We start from the raw sequence: 1,580 nt of genomic DNA on the forward strand, positions 1-1,580 counted from the left end.
CCCACGCGTCTGCATTCACCGAGGTTCCATGAAGATCCTGCTTCCGCCGTCGGAGACGAAGCGCGAGGGCGGTCATGATGTCCCGCTCGACATCGCCTCCCTCTCGCTGCCGTCGCTGAGTGCGCATCGATCCGCCGTGCTGGATGCCCTCGTCGACCTCGCAGCCGACGAAGAGGTCTCGCGACGCGTGCTCAAGTTGAGCGAGCGCCAGATGGGCGAGATCGCGCACAACCGGCGGCTGCGGACGGCGCCCACGATGCCCGCGATCGATCGATACACGGGCGTGCTCTTCGATGCGCTCGATGCACGCGGTCTCTCCGCAACATCGCGTCGGTGGCTGGGGGAGCACGTCTGGATCCACAGTGCACCTCTCGGTCCCGTCGGTGCGCTGGACGCGGTGCCGACCTATCGCCTGGCCGCCGGGACTTCGCTGCCGCGCTTCCCTGCGTTGCGGAAGCACTGGGCGGAGGCCACGTCAGCGGCGATCGCGGAGGCGTCACCGTCCTTCGTGCTCGATCTGCGCAGTGAGGCGTATGTGGCGCTGGGGCCTGTGCCCGACACTGTGCCCTCCGCCTATGTCCGCGTCGTCACTGAGCACGGCCGGGCGCTGAACCACTTCAACAAGAAGTCCAAGGGGTTGCTCGTGCGTGCTCTCGCCGAGGATCGGCCCCGTGTGGCTTCCCTCCGCTCCCTCCGGCGCTGGGCCGAGAGCCGAGGCGTCGTGCTGCGTGACACGGAGCAACCGGGTGTTCTGGAGCTCGTCGTCCACGAGTGACCGCGCAAGTCCGCGCATGACCGCTTCCGCGTGGGTCTTTGCTCGCCTGTGGTCTCCCCGCTATGGTTGTCACGCGGCGCGACCCGTGCCGAATATTGGATCCGGAGGGGACCATGTACGACTATTACGACACAGGCTCGTTGGCCGTTTTCGGCATCCTGATCGTCTTCGGCTTCATCTTCGCGATAGCGGGGTACGTCCTCTCGTCGCTGTTCCTGATGAAGATCTTCGAGAAGGCCGGAGTCGAGGGTAAGTGGCGAGCGTGGGTGCCCGTCTACAACGCCATGATCCTCGCGAAGCTCGGCGATGTGTCGCCGTGGGTGATGCTCGGCGCCATCGTGATCAACATCATTCCGATCCTGAACTACATCTCGTGGATCGCCTATGTCGCGGTCATCGTGATCGTCGCCTGGCGCGTGGGTCTCAAGCTGCAGAAGGATGCCGTCTGGATCCTCCTGGGCCTGATCCCCGGTATCGGTGCCTTGATCTGGCTCGGCATCAACGCTTTCGACAAGTCGCGCTGGAACCCGAACATCGTTCCCGCGCCCTGGGCGAACAACGGATTCCTCGGTGACAACACGGTGTGGCAGGGCATCCCGGTTCAGCCCAAGCCCGCCGCCGCTGCTCCCGGATACGGCGCACCGCAGGGGTACGCCCCTCCGGCACCGCAGGGCTACGCCCCGCCCGCTCAGCCCGGCTACGCTCCGCCTGCAGGACCTGCTGCTCCGGCCACGGGTGCGCCCGTCCCGCCGGTGCCGCCCACCACCCCGCCGGCACCTCCGGCGGCTCCGCCGACCACTCCGCC

Annotated in this window: 2 protein-coding genes; both read left to right on the top strand. The window is 66.9% G+C overall.

The window, feature by feature from the left end:
• Positions 1-28: 28 nt before the first annotated feature.
• Positions 29-775, top strand: coding sequence for a YaaA family protein (locus ACNPM4_RS01510; RefSeq protein WP_448984455.1), 747 nt, complete (start codon positions 29-31; stop codon positions 773-775).
• 113 nt (positions 776-888) lie between these two features.
• The coding region (locus ACNPM4_RS01515) for a hypothetical protein (protein WP_448984456.1) at positions 889-1,580 on the top strand (692 nt) is incomplete at its 3' end.

The sequence above is a fragment of the Microbacterium umsixpiens genome (assembly GCF_053543675.1).

Coding starts and splice junctions, on each gene's coding strand:
- ACNPM4_RS01510 (WP_448984455.1), top strand. CDS start 29: ATGAAGATCCTGCTTCCGCCGTCGGAGACGAAGCGCGAGGGCGGTCAT.